The sequence below is a fragment of the Aestuariivivens insulae genome, assembly GCF_022662195.1.
Taxonomy (GTDB): domain Bacteria; phylum Bacteroidota; class Bacteroidia; order Flavobacteriales; family Flavobacteriaceae; genus Aestuariivivens; species Aestuariivivens insulae.
This window is the reverse complement of sequence record NZ_JAKMCS010000016.1, coordinates 27736-45287: the sequence shown is the minus strand read 5'-3', so window position 1 is coordinate 45287 and position 17552 is coordinate 27736. Positions and strand designations below refer to the sequence as shown.

Annotated in this window: 18 protein-coding genes; 7 read left to right on the top strand and 11 right to left on the bottom strand. The window is 36.3% G+C overall.

Annotated features, from left to right (window positions below; all coding sequences use genetic code 11):
* Positions 1-83 precede the first annotated feature (83 nt).
* Both MR062_RS15535 and mdh read left to right on the top strand, forming a co-directional pair.
* Positions 84-1118 (top strand): DUF6588 family protein, encoded by a 1035-nt coding sequence (locus tag MR062_RS15535; RefSeq protein ID WP_242205932.1) that lies wholly within the window; start codon positions 84-86, stop codon positions 1116-1118.
* A 485-nt stretch (positions 1119-1603) separates the two neighbouring features.
* Positions 1604-2530, top strand: coding sequence for a malate dehydrogenase (mdh, locus tag MR062_RS15530; RefSeq protein WP_242205930.1), 927 nt, complete (start codon positions 1604-1606; stop codon positions 2528-2530).
* Positions 2531-2599: 69 nt separating this feature from the next.
* Here the strand turns inward: mdh and MR062_RS15525 are convergent, their stop codons facing one another.
* Positions 2600-3178 (bottom strand): hypothetical protein, encoded by a 579-nt coding sequence (locus tag MR062_RS15525; RefSeq protein ID WP_242205928.1) that lies wholly within the window; start codon positions 3176-3178, stop codon positions 2600-2602.
* 10 nt (positions 3179-3188) lie between these two features.
* Positions 3189-3389, bottom strand: coding sequence for a hypothetical protein (locus tag MR062_RS15520; RefSeq protein WP_242205926.1), 201 nt, complete (start codon positions 3387-3389; stop codon positions 3189-3191).
* Positions 3390-3558: 169 nt separating this feature from the next.
* Here MR062_RS15520 and MR062_RS15515 point away from each other — a divergent pair, with 169 nt between their 5' ends.
* A complete protein-coding gene (locus tag MR062_RS15515; protein ID WP_242205924.1) occupies positions 3559-4176 on the top strand; it encodes a hypothetical protein in 618 nt (205 codons plus the stop codon).
* 263 nt (positions 4177-4439) lie between these two features.
* On the top strand, positions 4440-7433 hold the full coding sequence (gene secDF / locus MR062_RS15510) for a protein translocase subunit SecDF (protein WP_242205922.1): 2994 nt from the start codon (positions 4440-4442) through the stop codon (positions 7431-7433).
* 344 nt (positions 7434-7777) lie between these two features.
* On the opposite strand, the gene MR062_RS15505 is transcribed toward secDF, so the two are convergent.
* Genes MR062_RS15505 through MR062_RS15480 form a run of 6 tightly spaced genes read right to left on the bottom strand, consistent with a single transcriptional unit; the run spans position 7778 to position 13360 of the window.
* Positions 7778-9211 carry a sulfatase gene (locus tag MR062_RS15505; protein ID WP_242205920.1) on the bottom strand — a complete coding sequence of 478 codons (1434 nt, stop codon included), beginning with the start codon at positions 9209-9211 and terminating at the stop codon, positions 7778-7780.
* A gap of 9 nt (positions 9212-9220) precedes the next feature.
* A complete protein-coding gene (locus tag MR062_RS15500) occupies positions 9221-9712 on the bottom strand; it encodes a DUF192 domain-containing protein (RefSeq protein ID WP_242205919.1) in 492 nt (163 codons plus the stop codon).
* Positions 9699-10631, bottom strand: coding sequence for a prolipoprotein diacylglyceryl transferase (gene lgt / locus MR062_RS15495; protein ID WP_242205916.1), 933 nt, complete (start codon positions 10629-10631; stop codon positions 9699-9701). The genes MR062_RS15500 and lgt overlap by 14 nt, the downstream gene beginning before the upstream one ends.
* 12 nt (positions 10632-10643) lie before the next feature.
* A complete protein-coding gene (locus MR062_RS15490; protein ID WP_242205914.1) occupies positions 10644-11783 on the bottom strand; it encodes a peptidylprolyl isomerase in 1140 nt (379 codons plus the stop codon).
* 19 nt (positions 11784-11802) lie between these two features.
* Positions 11803-12348: a gliding motility-associated peptidyl-prolyl isomerase GldI gene (gene gldI / locus MR062_RS15485; RefSeq protein WP_242205912.1), complete on the bottom strand. Its 546-nt coding sequence runs from the start codon at positions 12346-12348 to the stop codon at positions 11803-11805.
* Positions 12341-13360 (bottom strand): DHH family phosphoesterase, encoded by a 1020-nt coding sequence (locus tag MR062_RS15480; protein ID WP_242205911.1) that lies wholly within the window; start codon positions 13358-13360, stop codon positions 12341-12343. Before MR062_RS15480 ends, gldI begins: the two co-directional genes overlap by 8 nt.
* A 256-nt stretch (positions 13361-13616) precedes the next feature.
* Here MR062_RS15480 and MR062_RS15475 point away from each other — a divergent pair, with 256 nt between their 5' ends.
* Positions 13617-14036, top strand: a complete 420-nt coding sequence (locus MR062_RS15475) for a nucleoside-diphosphate kinase (RefSeq protein ID WP_242205908.1) — start codon at positions 13617-13619, stop codon at positions 14034-14036.
* A gap of 269 nt (positions 14037-14305) precedes the next feature.
* On the opposite strand, the gene MR062_RS15470 is transcribed toward MR062_RS15475, so the two are convergent.
* From MR062_RS15470 to recF, 3 genes are all read right to left on the bottom strand, one after another.
* A complete protein-coding gene (locus MR062_RS15470) occupies positions 14306-14497 on the bottom strand; it encodes a cold-shock protein (protein ID WP_223551686.1) in 192 nt (63 codons plus the stop codon).
* 95 nt (positions 14498-14592) lie between these two features.
* Positions 14593-14889 (bottom strand): DUF721 domain-containing protein, encoded by a 297-nt coding sequence (locus MR062_RS15465; RefSeq protein ID WP_242205906.1) that lies wholly within the window; start codon positions 14887-14889, stop codon positions 14593-14595.
* Positions 14890-14898: 9 nt separating this feature from the next.
* Positions 14899-15978 (bottom strand): DNA replication/repair protein RecF, encoded by a 1080-nt coding sequence (gene recF / locus MR062_RS15460; protein ID WP_242205904.1) that lies wholly within the window; start codon positions 15976-15978, stop codon positions 14899-14901.
* A gap of 139 nt (positions 15979-16117) precedes the next feature.
* On the opposite strand from recF, the gene MR062_RS15455 reads away from it, so the two are divergent.
* Both MR062_RS15455 and ribH read left to right on the top strand, forming a co-directional pair.
* Positions 16118-16888 carry a tetratricopeptide repeat protein gene (locus MR062_RS15455; RefSeq protein WP_242205902.1) on the top strand — a complete coding sequence of 257 codons (771 nt, stop codon included), beginning with the start codon at positions 16118-16120 and terminating at the stop codon, positions 16886-16888.
* 18 nt (positions 16889-16906) lie between these two features.
* Positions 16907-17392 carry a 6,7-dimethyl-8-ribityllumazine synthase gene (ribH, locus tag MR062_RS15450; protein WP_242205901.1) on the top strand — a complete coding sequence of 162 codons (486 nt, stop codon included), beginning with the start codon at positions 16907-16909 and terminating at the stop codon, positions 17390-17392.
* Positions 17393-17552 lie beyond the last annotated feature (160 nt).

The window sequence follows — 17552 nt, the reverse complement described above, 5'->3', positions numbered from 1 at the left end:
ATCGTTGAAACGCAAATTATTTCGATTAAAAGATGATTTGTTCAATTTTTTCCTATATTTGTAAACCCAAATTTATTTTAGATATGAAGAAGATAACCTTACTTATGTTACTAAGTTTAGTAACTACAATGACACAAGCCCAAGATATTGATGGGATGTTTGCTGCTGGTGTTGAAAATGCCGAACGTTTTGCAAATGATTATTTAAGGCCCGGTACCAATGGTTTAATGCACAGTATGAATGCCAACTGGTTTAACACAGCCGATGCCAAACCTTTGGGAGGTTTTGAAATATCAATTGTAGCCAATGCTTCTGTTGCTAAGAATGAACATAAATCGTTTTTAATGGATATATCTCAATACAATAGTCCTGACTATGATTTTACTGTTGCATTTAAAGATGATGAAAGCTTGCAAACTAAAATGGTAGCTACAGCACTTGGAGAGAATGATTCAAGAGTTGAACTTATAGTTAGGTCTAAAGCAGCTCCTGGTATTAATCCTGAAACAATAACATTACCTTCAGGTATTGGAAATGCGACAGCAGATTTATTACCTACTGCTTTTATACAAGGAGCCTTAGGATTAAGTAAGGGTATTGAACTTAAAGCTCGATTTGTACCTAAGATTAAAACTGATGAAGTCGATATTAGCATGTATGGCGCTGGTATGCAAATAGAGTTTACCAAATGGTTGCCTGCTGATAAAATATTGCCAGTAGCTGTTTCTGGTTTAGTCGCTTATACCCATTTAGACGGATCATATGATATGACCGAGTCTTCATGGATAGATGGTGATAACCAACGAATAGAGAATAGTACAAATACGTGGTTGTTGCAATTAATAGCGTCAACTAAATTACCAGTGATTAACTTTTATGGCGGTTTGGGCTATATTAAGGGAAAATCCGAATCGGATGTATTAGGGACTTATATAGTTACAGGGGGGCCTCTTATATCAAAGACATATAAAGATCCATTTTCAGTATCCAGTGAAGTGTCCAGTGTACGAGGGACTTTAGGGGCTAAATTAAAGTTAGGCTTCTTTAGGCTTAATGCCGAATATCACCTATCTGAGTTTAATGCCTTCTCGGTAGGTATTCATTTTGGTTTTAGATAAAAAACAAAACATTGAAATAGAATAAAAAGCGCAAGAATTAATCTTGTGCTTTTTTATTATCAATTTAAAGGTTAAAATCCTGCCTTTGCCGGCAGGCAGGCCTGCAATTTCATTGCAGTTACTTTAGTTTCTATAAACTTTTTGCATGCTGACTGTCATTTCGAATCTTTCGACTGCCGCTCAAGACAGGCTAAAGTGAGAAATCTCATCATACATCAAAATTATGAGATTCCTCTTCGTGCCTCACTTCGACAGCGCTCAGTGTGACACATTCGGAATGACAACACCAACTCCAAAAGAATTTCATTTTTTGTTTAAAACTATGGATTTTTAATCCATAGTGGTTTATTTACGCCTATTTTATTCATACATTTGTTACTCAGTATTTTTTTAATTAAACAAACAAAAATCATGTTTTTAGTTAGTAATAATTAAGAATTTTGACCAAGTATTAAAACAACAAAATATAAATTAAAAATAAAATTATGAAAGTTACCGTAGTTGGAGCAGGAGCTGTAGGAGCTAGTTGTGCAGAGTATATTGCAATTAAGAATTTTGCATCCGAAGTGGTGCTGTTGGATATTAAAGAAGGCTATGCCGAAGGTAAGGCCATGGACCTTATGCAATGTGCTTCATTAAATGGGTTTGATACCAAGATTACAGGGGTTACAAACGATTACAGTAAAACGGCAAACAGTGATATTTGTGTGATTACCTCAGGTATTCCCCGTAAACCTGGAATGACCCGTGAAGAGTTAATTGGTATTAATGCCGGTATTGTTAAAACGGTTGCTTCCAACTTAATTGAACACTCTCCAAATACCATCATGATTGTGGTTAGCAACCCAATGGATACCATGACCTATTTGGTACATAAATCTACCAATTTGCCAAAAAACAGAATTATAGGTATGGGAGGTGCTTTAGATTCGGCACGATTTAAATACAGATTGGCTGAAGCTTTAGAAGCTCCTATTAGTGACATAGATGGTATGGTAATAGGTGGTCATAGCGATGTGGGAATGGTGCCATTAACCAGTCATGCTACCAGAAATAGTGTAAAAGTTTCAGAGTTTTTAAGCGAAGAGCGTTTAAACCAAGTTAAGGAAGATACCAAAGTAGGCGGGGCAACTCTTACCAAATTATTGGGTACTTCGGCATGGTATGCGCCAGGAGCAGCCGTTAGTGGTTTGGTTCAGGCCATTGCTTGCGACCAAAAGAAGATGTTTCCTTGTTCCACATTTTTGGAAGGCGAATACGGTCTAAACGATATTTGTATTGGTGTGCCAGTTATTTTAGGCAAAAATGGAATAGAATCTATTGTAGATGTACCATTAAGTGATGCAGAAAAAGCACATATGCAAACCAGTGCCGAAGGGGTTAGAAAAACCAACGGTTTATTGGAAGTTTAGTAAACCAATAAAGAGTATAAGTAAAAAAGGCAACCAAATTGGTTGCCTTTTTACACACAAGTATAGCGCTTATTCTTGCTCAGGAAAAAAGATTTTTTCCAAGGCTTCTTTTTCCTTTTTTACTTTTTCTTTTTCCTCTTTTATTTTTTCATCAAGTTCGTTAAGTTTTTCATGGGCCTTTTTTATGATTTCCGCTTTTTTTTCTGCTTCTTCGGCATCAATAGTTTTGTTTTTCTTTGCTTCTTCTAGATCTGCTTCCGCTTTTTTTATTTTGTCACGACCTTTTATCACGACCGTTTCGCTAGCTGTAATATTGCTCTCCATTTCCTTTAATTTGTTCTTGGCTTCTTCCGAACGCAATTTACCAAAATCCCTACCACTTAAATCACCTTTGTTCTTGCCATAGGCATTCCCTTTATTGGCTTTGTCTTTATGCTCGTCTTCAAGATGTTTTTTACTGTTTTTTAAGGTGTTCGCTTTTTCGATTTCAATTTCACGAGTATCTTTTTTCTTGATTTGTTCAGTATCTGAATCATTAGTATTAAACTTACTATTTAGCTCTTTGCGTTTTCCTTGGGCTTGGGCATGGTGAAATGCTACAAGCATAAAAACTATTAATACAGAAAAAACTAATCTTAAATATTTCATTTTTATTAGTTTAAATGTTATCCAATTCTTGTAATTGCGCTTCAACATCATTAGTCAAGTTTTCTAAGTTTTCAATGCTACTTTTAATGCTAGCTTCAATAGAGTCTATTTTTAAAATAGCCTGTTCAATGTCTTTATTATCTTCTTTTTTCTTGTCGTTGCAGGCTATTATTACAAAAACGATAGAAAATAGAACAAATAGCTTTTTCATAAGTTTAAAATTTAGAAGTTTATGTTTGGACACGGTTTTATGTTTAAAGTCACAATTATATGATAGCAAAACAGGTTGGAATTAAGTTGGTTTTGGTGAAAATCTCTTGAGTGTGTATAATTGTTTAAAGACTATAGTAATAACCCCTTTATTTTTTTATATTTGGCGGATGAAATCGAGGTGGTACATAGGTGCATTTGTTTTTTTTCTCACCCTAATAGCTGTTGTTAACCAGCAACAATCCATTGTACCCAATCAAGAATTGGTTTTAGAATTTACAAATTCTGAAATCTCACAAGCCGATGCACAAGGTACTGTAGCTGTTGTAACAACCCAATTACAGCGTTTAGGGGCAGAAAATATCCAGGTAAAGGAAGAGGCAGACGGAAGGCTAAGGATCACTTACTATAGTGCTACAGATGTTATCCAGGTAAGGGAAGCTCTTGCTAAAGACAATGCTTTGGTTATCAATAACCCAATTGGAGATCAAGAGCAGTCTGGTTCAGAAATTCCCTTAGACGATAAAACCATTAGCTGTAACCTCGATGTTTATGAGATTCAAAATGATAATGGTGCGCTATCTGGTTTTGGTGGTAAATCTATTCTCCCACTAAACCACAAAAGCGATCGCTCTTATTTTCCAGATGTTCATTTCTACAGCAATTATATCGATAACGATATAACAAATACTATTGAGGTCGCATACAAGGTACATCATACTATGGCCTTGGCGATAGAAGAATCCGTTCATGTTATCCCAGAAGTTAGGGCAGGGCCTATCTGCTAAGAAACCCTAAGGTTGTTTGAAAGTTTAATCAATTTTGTCTCAGTGACGGGGTGTCAGTCTGAGCGCACTTACCGAGGTACTCGAAGTGCAGTCGAAGCCTAGAAGAGAAACTTTAAATGACTTATACCGATTAAATAAGAGAAGCATAGATTTGTGTTTAATCGACTTTCATCAACAAAAAATCAAGAATTTAATTCATAATAAAAACAGTAAACAATTTATTTACCTGTTTTTGAAAATAGTGATCATAAAATAATTAAAACATGCAAAATAAAGGATTAGTAAAACTATTTGCGTTGTTGTTTGGGTTGGTAAGTATATACCAATTATCATTTACCTTCAAGGCAAATCAAATAGAAGGGGAAGCCCAGGAACTGGCTATTAGCAAAGTTGCTGATACCGAAGAGAATTACCGAGCAAAGCGTAGCCAAGAAGAGGCCAGTTATTTAGAGTCGATTGCTACCGATACGGTGTTTGACATCTTTATTGCTAAATTCACTTATAACGAAGTGAAGCAAAAGGCCATGAATCTTGGCTTGGATTTAAAAGGGGGTATTAACGTAATTCTTCAAGTGTCGGTAAAAGATATCTTAAAAGGATTGGCAAACAATACCAAAGATCCTGTATTTAATAAAGCTTTGGAAGATGCTACCGAACTTCAAAAGAATAGCCAGAATACTTATTTAGAGGATTTCTATACCGCTTTCGATGCCATAAAGGGCGATACCAAATTAGCCTCGCCAGATATCTTTTACACCAAAGCTTTAGATGGTGAGATTGAAGGTAATATGAGTGATGATGAAGTTAAAAAGATTATAAGTACCAAAATAGACGAGTCTATTGTTTCTGCTTTTGAAGTATTGCGTAAGCGTATTGATGAATTTGGGGTAACCTCTCCTAATATTCAACGTTTAGGAACATCAGGACGTATTTTAGTAGAACTACCAGGAGTTAAGGATGTAGAGCGTGCGACAAGTTTGTTGCAAAGTACGGCTCAATTGGAATTTTGGGATGCTTATAAAGGTGAGCAATTCTTTGGATTTTTGGCACAAGCCAATGAGACTTTGAAGGATTTGGTAGAGGTAGATACGCCACAAGTGGCAGAAGCAGAGCCTCAAGATGAAGAAGAAGCGCAAGATGCGGCTATCGATGATCTTTTAGGGGAAGCAGAAACCGATTCTACAGCAGTGACTACAGTTAACCCATTATTGGATTTAATTAGAGGGCCTGGGTACCAAGGTGGGCCAGTAATTGCAAGATTTGAACTTAAAGATAAGGAACAGATTTTAGAGTACTTAAATAAGCCACAGGTTAGAGCCTTATTGCCAGTAGAACAACGTTATGCTAAGTTTGTTTTTGGTAAACCAGAAAAAGATAGTGAGTTAGCCGATTTATATGCCCTTGTAGGCAATAGAGATAACATACCTCAATTAAGTGGAGCAGTAGTAACCGATGCCCGCGTAAATTTTGGACCTACAGGAAAGCCAGAGGTTTCCATGCAAATGAACTCTAAAGGAGCTAAAATTTGGGAGCAAATGACAGGCAAGGCCTTTTCACAAGGTAGTCAAATCGCTATTGTTTTAGACGATATTGTATATTCTGCCCCAGGTGTAACTTCAGGGCCAATTGCAGGAGGTAACTCGTCTATTTCTGGTAATTTCACTTTAAATGAAGCAGAAGATTTAGCTAATGTATTACGTGCAGGTAAATTACCAGCATCAGCAGATATTATATCAAGTGAAGTTGTAGGGCCGTCTTTAGGTCAAGAAGCTATCGATAGCGGTACCATGTCGTTCATGATTGCCTTGGTATTGGTATTGGTATGGATGATCCTATACTATGGTAAAGGTGGTGGTTTTGCAGATATCGCCATGCTATTGAATATACTATTGATTTTTGGTATTCTATCGGGCTTAGGAGCAGTATTGACATTACCTGGTATTGCTGGTATTGTATTGACTATTGGTATGTCGGTTGATGCCAACGTACTTATTTTTGAACGTATCCGTGAAGAAATCACCAAAGGAAAAGGACAAAAAGAAGCGGTGCAAGATGGATTTAGCAATGCCTTATCATCTATTTTAGATGCGAATATTACAACAGGTCTAACGGCTTTAATATTATTTATCTTTGGAACAGGGCCTATTAAAGGGTTTGCGACTACCTTATTGATAGGTATTTTTACATCATTGTTTACAGCCATTTTCATTACGAGATTATTGGTAGACTGGTATGTAAACAAAGGAGGTAAACTGGATTTCTCAACCGCCATTACTAAAGGGCTGTTTAGAAATATCAGTATTGAGTTCTTACAAAAGCGTAAAGTGGCTTTTATTATTTCAGGAGTCTTTATCGCGTTAAGTTTAGGGTCCTTGGTTACTGTTGGTTTAAACCAAGGCGTTGATTTTGTTGGTGGTAGAACCTATCAAGTACGTTTCGAGCATGATGTAAACGCGACTGAAATATCTGCAACACTAGCCGATGCTTTTGGTAGTGCCGATGCCAAGACCTTTGGTAGTGCAAACCAGTTAAAAATTACAACTAAGTATAAGATTGATGAAGCGAGCTCTGAAGTTGATGAGGAAATAAGACAAAAATTATACAATACCTTACAGCCTCATTTGTCAGGTCAGACTTATGAAGAGTTCATCGATTTAAACGATGTAAATAAGCAAGTAGGTTTATTAGAGTCCTTTAAAGTAAGTCCAACCATAGCCGACGATATTAAGCAGGCTTCTTTCTGGGCTATTTTAGGATCACTTATAGTGGTATTCCTTTATATTTTAATGCGTTTTAAGCGTTGGCAATACTCATTGGGAGCGGTTGCAGCCGTATTCCACGATGTATTGATTGTATTGGGGATATTCTCGTTAACTTACAAGTTTATGCCGTTTAGTATGGAAATAGACCAAGCTTTTATTGCAGCTATCCTAACGGTAATAGGATACTCACTTAATGATACCGTGGTAGTATTCGATAGAATTAGGGAGTTCTTTAATGAACATACCAGCTGGAATTTTGACCGTGTAGTGAACACCTCATTAAGCAGTACGTTAAGTAGAACCTTAAACACTTCCTTAACAACCTTAGTGGTGTTATTGGCCATCTTCATATTTGGTGGTGATTCCATTAGAGGCTTTATGTTTGCCTTAATCGTTGGTGTTATAGTAGGTACCTACTCATCGCTATTCATTGCAACACCAATTATGTACGATACAGTGCAAAAGCTTGAAGATAAAAAGAAGAAAAAGGACTAACTCAAATTTTTTCTTTGTAATAAGAGGCCTGTCATTTTGATAGGCCTTTTTTTATAAAATTATTTTGGAGTATCTATCCCTAAAAAGGCGTATTATCATTACGGCTTATTGCACATGACAAAAATTGATTCTCTTTGCGGCCTTTGTGCGTTACTTTGTTGACTTTGTGGTTATAAATAACCGAGAGGCACTAAGAAGGCACTAAGTACACTGAGTGCTTGTTAATGGAATACATAAACCGTCAAAGTGGACTTCTTTTATCATTTCCATTTGTATTTTGGCAAGACAATTTAATTTATAAGATCTTTTATTTTTGTCATTTACTAGAAGTATTGGCTTAAAGCTTATGGATACTCAAAGCCCAAATCGTTGGTTCTAACCGCTTTTAGTTTCTTTTGAAGTTCCTTTTTAAAGAAAGCTACCGTTTCAGCATATTTAGGATCATCTGCTAAATTGGTATATTGTTTCGGGTCCTTTTCCATATCAAACAGTTCTATGCCAGCCGAAGCATCTTCATTATACTGGATGTAAGCCCATTTATTATCCCTTAATAAAAACGATTTACCGCCTTGACTTACACTAAAGGCCATATCCCGAACGCTTTGCTTTGCATCGTCTAAGGTTTTTGTTAGGCTTTTACCTTGAATGTGCTTGGAGTATGTTAATCCTGCCAGTTCAGAAATGGTAGGGTATAGGTCCAGCAATTCAACAAAAGAATGGCACACTTGCGGTTTTTTTCCAGGAACTTTAATTATTAATGGTACACGAACCGATTCTTCATGTAAGCTTACTTTCATCCAAAAGTCATGTTCACCTAAATGAAATCCATGATCGGATGTGAACACAACAATGGTATTATCGTCCAGTCCTTCTTCTTTAAGTGTGTTAAGGACTTTGCCAACTTGGGCATCCATATATGATACCGAAGCATAATAAGCGGCTACAGCTTTCTTTTGCTGTTCCAACGACATTTGACCATTAACACTTGTTACATAGTTTATGCCTCTCTTGGGAATATCTTCCCAGTCGTTCTCTACTTTTTTAGGCATGGTTACCGCTTCAAAAGGGTAGGGCTCAAAATAAGGCTTGGGAGCTACAAACGGTACATGTGGGCGTACAAAGCCCACGGCTAAAAAGAAAGGTTCGCTTTTATGGGCTTTAATAAGTTCTATAGCTTTTTTGGCTGTCTTTCCATCCGAATGAACGAGGTCATCACCTTCGGCTTTTACAATGGTCATCACATTTCCGCCTTTGCGTTCTATTGTTCCATCAGGGTTGTTTTGTACCAATTCGGCCTCTCCAATGGCTTTCCATTCTGGACCCTGGCTATTGAAACGTTCGGTCCAAGAGGCTTCATCATCTTGACCGTTAGATCCAGTTTCAATATCTATGGGAACGCCCATATGGAATATTTTGCTCACTCGAGCGGTATAATACCCATTATCCTTAAAGAGCTGAGTCCATGTTTTTCGGTTAGGGCCAATATTTTTTCTTCCGCTAACATAACCATAAGTTTTGGTAGCATTGGGATAGTACCCAGACATGAATGAAGCCCTTGAGGGACCACATACAGGATATTGGGTGTAAGCCTTGGTGTAAAGCGTGCCCTCTGAAGCTAGTTGATCTATGTTGGGCGTGTGGCAAGCTTTATTTTCATAAGCAGAAACTGCTGTTGCGGTTAAATCATCTGAAATGATAAACAATATGTTGGGTCTTTTCTCTTGGGCACAACTTGTTATTATTGAGAAAAATATTGAAATAAAAAATAATCGTTTCATTAGGAGATCTTATTTGGAGTAATTTATAGTATTACCAACTTTCAAGTTCCATCTGTCAACTAAGCCTGCATTAACTTCTAAGACATATTTTGCCGGAACGTTTGATGGAAGTGATCTTTCATCAAATGGTTTAGCATTTTTTTGGAAACTTACTATAGTTTTATTGGCATCGATAAATATAATATCCAAGGGAATGCTCGTGTTTTTCATATAAAAGGAGCGCGGTTGCTCATCTTCAAAAATAAAGAGCATGGCTTGGGTCTCGGCCATACTATTGCGGTACATTAATCCAGTTTGTGTTTCATACTCGGTATCTGCAATCTCAATATTGAGACGCACCGAAGTTGAGTCTGACTTGAAAATGGTTAGCTCCCCTTCTTTTTTAAAAGCTACTTCGGTTTGTTTGATAGCTTTCTTTTCTTTTTTGCAAGCGGTGACAGAAAAACTTGCACATAGCAATAACAAAAGAAATCGTTTTAAAAACATGTTATTTTGTTGCATTCTTGGGTTTGTAAACAAACATAAAATATAGACCTATTAGTATAAATGGAATGCTTAGCCATTGCCCTGTTTGCAATCCAAACCAGTTAATGTACTCCTCGCCTTGTGGTTCTTTAACAAACTCTACAAAAAAGCGTATGGTCCAAAGTAATATTAAAAATAACCCAAAAAGGAATCCGCTTTGGTCTCTTTTCTTGGTTTTAGAATAAAAATACCAAAGTATTATAAATACAAAAATATAGCAAAACGACTCATATAATTGTGCGGGGTGTCTATAGGGAACAGCCTCTAATAAGCTTGAAAACTGTGGATTGTTTGTTACGGCATTATAGGCTTCTTGAACATTTTGAATGCCTGTTTCCCTTATAATATCATATTTGTTATAGTAATCCTGGATAAAGCGAACGCCAAGAGGGAAATCCCCAGACTTTTCACCTATAATTTCAGAATTAATAAAATTACCGATCCTAATGAATACTGCACCCGAAGCTACCGAAATAACTACGCGATCCAAGATCCAAAGTATCGATTTGTACTTGTATTTTTTACGGTATAAGTACATGCCTATAATAATACCAATAGCGGCGCCATGGCTTGCAAGACCCTGAAATCCTGTAAATTCAAAGCCTCCTTTAAATTTAAATGGTAGGAAGATGCTGAAGAAGTCTTCCGAAATCAGTTCCGATTGGTAAAAGAGCACATGCCCCAGTCTTGCTCCAATCATGGTAGCCAAAACAGTATAAATAAACAACGGGTCTAAATATTCTAAAGATACTTTTTCCTTAGTGAAAATGCGTTTCATGATATACCAGCCAATAACAAAGGCTACTACCCACATTAAACTGTAAAAGTGTAGTTTAAAATTGCCTACTATATCTATACCTGTTATGGGGTTCCAATCGAATTTTAATGCGTGCATGGGTTTAATTAACTAGTTTAAAAGTTCAATAATTTCAACTTCAAATATAATATTGGATTTTGGTGGAATACCATTGCCTCCAGCTTCTCCATAGGCTAAATGGTAGGGTATGAACAACGTGGCCTTATCACCAACGCTTAATTGCCTCAAGCCCTCTTTAAACCCTGGAATCATTCTAGCATCTGGACCTATATCACAGGTAATGGGTTCATACTTTCCTGCTGCTTTTTGTTTTTCATCAACAGCATCTAAAGCTTCGGCTGTTTCCAATTTGCTCGTTTGAAGCAGTTTTCCATTTTCAAAATAAACAGCATAATGGGCTAGTACTTTAGACATTTCAGAAAGTTTTTTGCCATTGCCTTTTTCGGTAACCATATATTGTAATCCTGAAGGTAGTGTGGTGGCTTCTGCACGTTGCGTTTCAAATTTTTCCAAGGTAGCTTTAATGATGGCTTCGGCTTTGGCTTCTTTTTCTTCTTTAATGCGTTTGGCTTCAATAAAATGATCTTTAAAAACAGTTGGGGCATCAAAATTTTTGGCAGACTTTCCTTTTCTAATAATGTTTACAGCTTCGATAATATCGTTCTGTTTAATAGAATCAATAACTTCCATCCCCATGATAACTTCACCAAAAACGGTATGGCAACTTATGCGTCGGTTTTCGCAGTTTTTTAAATTGCCGTTGTCATCGTAAGCATCTAACCAAGGTGTTTCTTTATGGGTAATGTAAAATTGACTGCCATTAGTGCCATAGCCAGAATTAGCCATGGCCAATGTGCCTTTTTTGTCATGTTTTAAGGAGATGTCAAACTCATCATCGAACCGGTATCCTGGGTTACCTGAGCCATCACCCTTGGGGTCGCCGCCCTGGATCATAAAATCTGATATGACCCGATGGAATTTTAAACCGTTATAGAATTTTTTATCCTTGTATTGGTCATCGACCATAGTATTGGTTCCCTCTGCTAATGATACAAAGTTAGCCACGGTTGCCGGTGTTTTTTCATGTTCTAGCTTAGCTACCATAATGCCTTTTTTGGTAACAAATTCGGCATAAATACCATCTTCCAAATCGGGGTATTGGGCTTTGCAGGACAATAGGCTAAGCGCTACTATGAGAATAAGTGAAAAAAGCTTAAAATAATTATTCATTTGCGACATGTTCTCTAGATTAATTATTGTTTTCTATGATCGAAAATACGGTTACTTCACACATTAAAGGTGTATTACTGCCTATTTTATTCTGGTCTCCGTAATAACCGTAAGCTTTTTGTGAAGGAAATAAAAACGTTACGGTTTCACCTGTTTTCATAAGTTTCAAACCTTCCCTAAGTCCGGTAAACAGCTCCTGCTGGTCCATCACATAACGTTGTGTTTTTATATCTTCTTTAGAATAAATGGTTTGACCGTTTAGTGTTTTTACATTGTAATTGTAGTCAATTACATCACCAAAATTAGGGGTCTTTAGGGTGTCAATTTCGGTTTTTGTATTGTAGTAGTACCAAAAGCCACTTTCTGAAGCGATATAGTTTTTATCGGTTTGTTGCTCCATTACTTTTTGTATGTGGGACTGTTCCCTAGCATTGAGTTTTTTATTGCGTTCTACCGAATCGTCAATAAAAGAGCCTGTTTTAACCGAAATGGGCTTTCGGGCTTCAGGGGTTTTACAACCCACAATAAAAAGGGTTGCAAAGAATATGGTTATGAGCTTATTCATTGTTTAGGGCTTTTTTATAACTAGGCAATATACTAATAAAATTTTCAATAGTATCTTTTAAGGGTAAATAGCTCCTGCCTCCAGCTGCATTAGTGTGCCCGCCACCATTAAAATGGGCTCTTGACATTTCGTTAACCGAAAAATGGCCTTTTGAGCGTAATGAAATTTTAATAATGCCCTCTTTTTGGTCTTCTATAAATATAGCGGCCAATATAACATTGTCCAGTGATAGGCCGTAGTTTACAACACCTTCGGTGTCGCCCTTCCTATAATTGTACTTGTTCAATTCGTCCTGTGACAAACTAATATATGCAGTACGATATTCGGGTAGGACTTTAAGGTTATTCAATGCACAGCCTAAAAGTTGTAGACGTTCGTAGCTGTTGGTGTCGTATACATTATTGTGTATTTGTGAGTTGTTTGCACCTTTATCAATAAGTTGGGCAACAATTTGATGTGTGGTACTGGTGGTGCAATCGAATTTAAAGGAACCGGTATCGGTCATGATGCCTACATAAATGCAAGTAGCTATAGTTGCGTCAATGCTATTGGTATCCTTTAGCATGTCTATAAAATGATAGATCATTTCGCAGGTGGAACTCATATTGACATCAGAAAACATAAACTTGGCATAGTGGTCTGGTGCTTGGTGATGGTCTATCATTATTTTTAATGCCTCACTTTCAGCTAAAGCCGTTTCCATATTTCCTGTTCTGTGGAAAGCATTAAAATCTAAAGTAAAAACAATTTCCGCGTCTTTTATAAGTCTATTTGAAGTATCGGTTTGGTAGTCGTGAATTAGCATCGTCTCGGCACCAGGAACCCATTTTAAAAAACTAGGGCAATCGTTGGGAAGGATTACCGTAGTTTTATGGTTGTATTTTATAAGGTAATGGTAGAGGGCTAAAGTAGAGCCAATGGCATCGCCATCTGGATTTTTATGTGTTACAATTACAATTTTTTTTGGGGTAGAAAGCAACTGTTTAATCTGTTCTATTTCTTGTTTTTTCATAGGAAACGAAGATACAATTTTTTTAAAATTGCAGAGTCTTGTTTTTTACCCAAAATATGTATTAGAATATCGTGATGAAGCTTAAAAGTACAATAAAACCAATCATTTTTTTAATTTCAGCATAGCATCACTATAGTTATGCTAAAAAAAGCATCGTGTTTGGTTTTGAAGTAATTTTAAGATGTAATAGATTTTTTAATGTATGTTTTGGGTTTAACGTAAATAGATTACTTTTGCACAAATTTAAAAAGAACAAATGGCAACAAACAGAACATTTACCATGCTAAAGCCAGATGCTGTTGAAAAAGGGTATATTGGCGCAATATTAGAAAAAATTACAGCTTCTGGATTTAAAATAGTAGCAATGAAGTTAACCCAAATGTCTAAAGCAGATGCGGAAACTTTTTATGCAATCCATAGCGAGCGTCCGTTTTTTGGGGAATTGGTTGAGTATATGACTCGTGGCCCAATTGTAGCTGCTGTATTGGAAAAAGATAATGCTGTTGAAGATTTTAGAACCCTTATTGGTGCGACTAACCCTGCCGATGCTGCCGAGGGAACCATTCGTAAACTATATGCCGCTTCTATGGGCGAAAATGCAGTTCATGGTAGTGATAGTGATGACAATGCAGCTATAGAAAGTGCATTTCATTTTTCTGGACGCGAAATATTTTAAATATTACATAAATTGGTTAAGTAAAAGGGCTTTCGATGAATTTCGGAAGCTTTTTTTTGTTTTCAATTGAAAAGAGTTGAGCGTATTTACAGAAGAAAACTATAGCATGAGTTCACATTCTTGAAAAGTTAGGTTTGATTTTTGGTGGCTTGGAGAGTATTTCGACTGTGCTCAATGTGACACCTTAGCCACCAAAAGGGTTAACAAAAAAAAGCCTGTCAAAATTTTGACAGGCTTTAATTGTAATGTTAAAGTGTATATAATTTAGATTAGATAACTTTTACGTTTACTGCGTTTAAACCTTTTCTACCTTCCTGTAGATCAAACTCAACCTCATCACCTTCGCGAACTTCATCAATTAATCCAGAAATGTGAACAAAATGTTCTTTGTTGTTTCCTTCTTCAATGATAAATCCAAACCCTTTGGAATCATTAAAGAACTTTACTGTACCTTTACTCATTGTATTTGTATTAAAAAAATTAAGTGTCAAAGGTAATGTAAATTATGATAGCTTGTAAATTTTATTTATATTTTTTCTGTTTTGGGTAAATGTAATTAGCGTAAAATCAATTTTTTAACAATGTCTTTACCCAGTTCCTCATTAAGCATGCTAATTATTTTTTGTTTGCCATAGCTTAATTCTTCACGTAGTACACTGGAGCTTAATTGGATATGAAGGGTGTCACGTTCTAAACGGATGGCAGTGGTATAATTATTTACGCCATTGCCCATAAGTTTTGCCCAAGCATCGGCTACATTAACTTTATCTAAGCCTTTATCCAGTTTGTTGGTTTCAACAAATTCTTTTAGTGCATCTTTTATGCTTATATGTTCGTTATGGCGTTTTGGCATAATATTGTTTTACAATTTAAAAACCTCGTACGATTGATGAGCTTGCTTAACGGTACGTTCGGTACGTTCGGCATGGGTGTCACTTATAAAAATCTGTCCAAAGCTATCTTCACCCACTAATTTAATGATTTGTGACACACGATGTTCATCCAATTTGTCAAAAATATCATCTAACAATAAAATAGGGTTCACGCCGCTTTGTGCTTTTATAAAATCGAATTGAGCTAGCTTTAATGCTATTAAAAATGATTTTTGTTGGCCCTGGCTTCCAAATTTCTTAATGGGATGGGCTTCAATATTAAACAATAAATCGTCTTTATGAATACCAACACTGGTATATTGCAAGGCTTTGTCCTTGTTTATTTGCTGTTCTAATAAGGCTTTAAGGTCGCCTTCAAACAAGGGACTGTTATACATTAGGTCAACCTGTTCATTGCCGTTGCTAATGGCTTGGTAACGCGCTTTAAAAATTGGAATAAAAATATCCAGAAATTGACGCCGCTTTTCAAAAACCGAAGTGCCATATTGGGTTAATTGCTCGTTGTAAACCGCTATGGTATCTGGGTTAAAGGTGTGGTTTAAGGCAAAATATTTTAAAAGTGCATTGCGTTGCGCCAGTACTTTATTGTAGTTAATTAAGTTCTGTAGGTAGGTATTGTCGCTTTGCGAAATGACGCTATCAATAAATTTTCGGCGTATGTCGCTGCCCTCAACAATTAAGTCCCTATCTGCAGGCGATATGATAACCAGAGGCAAGAAACCAATGTGGTCACTAAATTTTTCATAGGGTTTGCCATTGCGCTTAATCACTTTTTTTTGCCCGCGTTTTAAGCTAACTACTACTTTTTCTGGTTTATCGTTTTTTATATAATCACCATTAACAACAAAAAACTCTTCATCGTGTTTTATGTTTTGGGTCGCTACCGGATTAAAATAACTTTTACCAAACGAAAGGTGGTAAATAGCATCCAAAACATTGGTCTTTCCTATACCATTATTACCAACAATGCAATTTATTTTGTCATTGAAGTCAAATGATTTGCTGTCAAAATTTTTGTAATTAATTAAGGATAGTGATTTTAAAATCATAAAAACAATACGTGAAACCAAGTTTATCTTGAGCTAAGCCCAAAATTATAGGGCATGCAAATTATTGAAAATAATCAAATAAATACCCTTTTAGTTATAAAGAAAAATTATATTTTTGCGGCGCATTAATATAGAATATATGGCAACTTATAATAAAAGAGGTTACAAACCAAAAACTAAAGTAGAAAAGGAACACAATATAGAGGATGGTTCAACAACCGCAGAAGTTTTTAATACGCTTGATGAAACAGCGTCTAAAACAGAAGCCTTTGTAGAAAGAAACCAAAAATATATTTTCATCATCATAGGTATTGTTGCTGTTGTTGTTTTAGGTTCTTTGGGGTATAAAGAGTTTATTGCAAAACCGAAACAGGTAAATGCTATGAACGATATGTTCCAGGCCCAAAAATATTTTGAGGATGCTGTAAATGGTGTAGAAAAAGATTCTTTGTTCAATTTGGCTTTAAATGGAGGTGAAGGAAAGTATGGTATGTTGGATATTGTTAAGGAATACAGTGGAACTCCAGCGGCTAATTTAGCTAACTACTATGCTGGTACGGCATATTTAAGGTTGAAAGATTACAAAAATGCAGTTGAGTATTTAAGTAACTTTAAGAGTGATGACGAAATATTAGCACCTTTAGCTAAAGGAAACATAGGAGATGCCTTTGTGCAGCTAAATCAACCAGAAGATGCTTTAGGGTATTATGAGCAAGCTGCCAAAATGCGAGATAATGAATATACAACGCCTATGTATTTATTTAAGGCAGGTACCATTGCGTTAGATTTAGGGCAAGCTAGCAAAGCTTTAGGGTATTTTGAAAGAATTAAGGAAGATTATCCTAATGCTACAGAAGCTGCCAATATAGACGTATTTATAGGCAAGGCTCAAGTATTGGCAAGCAAATAATACCAATTCCATTATAGCATGGCCACGGCAAATAAAAATTTATCAGATTACGATAAAGCAACAATCCCAAGCGCGAATAAATTTCGGTTTGGGATTGTTGTTTCCGAATGGAATGATACCATCACCGATAAGCTGTTTGAAGGAGCCTATAACACACTTATAGAACAAGGTGTATTACCTGCCAACATTATAAAATGGGATGTTCCGGGTAGCTTCGAATTGATTTATGGTTGTAAAAAGATGCAGGAGCAAATGGTCGATGCCGTTATAGCCATTGGCAGTGTGATACAAGGTGAAACCAAGCATTTCGATTTTGTTTGTGAAGCTGTAGCCCAAGGTGTTAAAGACCTTAATGTGAACAATGAAACACCCGTTATTTTTTGTGTTCTTACAGATAATACCTTACAACAGGCCCAAGACCGTTCTGGTGGAAAGCATGGCAACAAAGGTACCGAAGCTGCTATAGCCGCCATAAAAATGGCACAACTAAGAAAGGATAGTTAACAACTGTCATTTCTGGAAGGGGTACTCAATTAATCTCTCTTTTTATAAATGGTATTTGGGCAAATGGCAAGCCACCGTGCTATACGCTATAGTTTTTTAAAATTTTTGGGATTTATCAAACACATTATAATCTACCTTCTTGGGTCTTGATTCTTTAGGT

Bases quoted from the DNA above. Each gene is read 5' to 3' on its own strand.
- MR062_RS15515 (WP_242205924.1), top strand. From the start codon at position 3,559: ATGAAATCGAGGTGGTACATAGGTGCATTTGTTTTTTTTCTCACCCTA.
- MR062_RS15520 (WP_242205926.1), bottom strand. From the start codon at position 3,389: ATGAAAAAGCTATTTGTTCTATTTTCTATCGTTTTTGTAATAATAGCC.
- secDF (WP_242205922.1), top strand. From the start codon at position 4,440: ATGCAAAATAAAGGATTAGTAAAACTATTTGCGTTGTTGTTTGGGTTG.
- MR062_RS15470 (WP_223551686.1), bottom strand. From the start codon at position 14,497: ATGAGTAAAGGTACAGTAAAGTTCTTTAATGATTCCAAAGGGTTTGGA.
- MR062_RS15455 (WP_242205902.1), top strand. From the start codon at position 16,118: ATGGCAACTTATAATAAAAGAGGTTACAAACCAAAAACTAAAGTAGAA.
- MR062_RS15525 (WP_242205928.1), bottom strand. From the start codon at position 3,178: ATGAAATATTTAAGATTAGTTTTTTCTGTATTAATAGTTTTTATGCTT.
- MR062_RS15535 (WP_242205932.1), top strand. From the start codon at position 84: ATGAAGAAGATAACCTTACTTATGTTACTAAGTTTAGTAACTACAATG.
- mdh (WP_242205930.1), top strand. From the start codon at position 1,604: ATGAAAGTTACCGTAGTTGGAGCAGGAGCTGTAGGAGCTAGTTGTGCA.
- gldI (WP_242205912.1), bottom strand. From the start codon at position 12,348: ATGAATAAGCTCATAACCATATTCTTTGCAACCCTTTTTATTGTGGGT.
- ribH (WP_242205901.1), top strand. From the start codon at position 16,907: ATGGCCACGGCAAATAAAAATTTATCAGATTACGATAAAGCAACAATC.
- MR062_RS15480 (WP_242205911.1), bottom strand. From the start codon at position 13,360: ATGAAAAAACAAGAAATAGAACAGATTAAACAGTTGCTTTCTACCCCA.
- MR062_RS15465 (WP_242205906.1), bottom strand. From the start codon at position 14,889: ATGCCAAAACGCCATAACGAACATATAAGCATAAAAGATGCACTAAAA.
- recF (WP_242205904.1), bottom strand. From the start codon at position 15,978: ATGATTTTAAAATCACTATCCTTAATTAATTACAAAAATTTTGACAGC.
- MR062_RS15500 (WP_242205919.1), bottom strand. From the start codon at position 9,712: ATGCAACAAAATAACATGTTTTTAAAACGATTTCTTTTGTTATTGCTA.
- MR062_RS15475 (WP_242205908.1), top strand. From the start codon at position 13,617: ATGGCAACAAACAGAACATTTACCATGCTAAAGCCAGATGCTGTTGAA.
- lgt (WP_242205916.1), bottom strand. From the start codon at position 10,631: ATGCACGCATTAAAATTCGATTGGAACCCCATAACAGGTATAGATATA.
- MR062_RS15505 (WP_242205920.1), bottom strand. From the start codon at position 9,211: ATGAAACGATTATTTTTTATTTCAATATTTTTCTCAATAATAACAAGT.
- MR062_RS15490 (WP_242205914.1), bottom strand. From the start codon at position 11,783: ATGAATAATTATTTTAAGCTTTTTTCACTTATTCTCATAGTAGCGCTT.